The sequence below is a fragment of the Martinezella calliandrae genome (assembly GCF_030272695.1).
GTDB classification, from domain to species: Bacteria; Pseudomonadota; Alphaproteobacteria; order Rhizobiales; family Rhizobiaceae; genus Rhizobium; species Rhizobium calliandrae.
The window spans coordinates 1-950 of the sequence record NZ_JARFYN010000168.1; the positions used below are offsets into that span (position 1 = coordinate 1).

The following is a 950-nucleotide window of genomic DNA, read 5'->3' on the forward strand; positions in this document are numbered from 1 at the left end:
CTCGGAGCGATCTTGGTTGAGATCGAGTTGGTCATGGCTCGTGTGGACGCTGCCGACGTTGTCGCCGCCCGCAATGACTGCTCTGTCAGGCTCCCGGCCGTTGGACGCGGTCGTTCCGAAGCACACTCAGGGTCAGGTCACGACGATGCCGCGCCAGCCCGAATGTCCGTTCTTTGAAGATCCGCAGTCGGAAGTTGCCAGTCCGCTTCACAGGCACCAGCCGAAGCCGGTCCTTTTAGACGTAATACGCGATATGCGACATTGACTGGGCACCTATGGCCTGCAACGCATCTTCCAAGCCCGGCATGTAAGACCAAAGGCGTGGCGAGCGCCCGAAACGAACGACACGGAACTATTGTGAACACCGCTGGGACTCCAAGAGATCGGCAAGGATCGCCCGCAATTCCGGCCATGGCTTCTCCTCTGAGCTTGCGCCTGGGGCGTCCATCTCTATTAAGGAGTGCAGCTTGGCGATGACTCCGGGAATCGTTAGAGCAGCCATCCCCCACATAGTTTCCCCTAGGTCCTCTACTCGTGCGGCAGCTTTACTTTCAGCAGCACAGGCAACGCTGTATCCAATCTTTGCGTCCGCCTCGTCCCATGCCGTTCTAATCCGAACCAATTCAATCTTTGCCCGCTCCCTCACCTCTTCCATACCGATGTCAGACAGCAGGTGATCAATTTCTTCAGGAGTTCTCGCAAAGACCGGCTGCGGCTCATCCTTCAACCTTATTTCGACCTGCGGAAATTTGCCGACTGCTCTCAGGAGCTCATTCTCCAAACGTTGCTGTCGCCGACAAAGTCTATTCTGCTCCCTGCGAGCCGCCTGCCAACGCGTCCAGGCCGACAGTAAAGGATCATCGGCACCGAAATCGCGAAGTTGGTCAAAATGAGCGCACCGGGCCGACGCAGCGATCGTATTAACGAGCCAGTTCGCCGTTGCCGAAAGC

General features: G+C 57.4%; 1 protein-coding gene. It reads right to left on the bottom strand.

The genetic code is table 11. From position 1 onward, the window contains the following. Window positions 1-352: 352 nt before the first annotated feature. On the bottom strand, window positions 353-950 hold a 598-nt coding region (locus PY650_RS36530; protein WP_285884962.1), incomplete at its 5' end, for a hypothetical protein.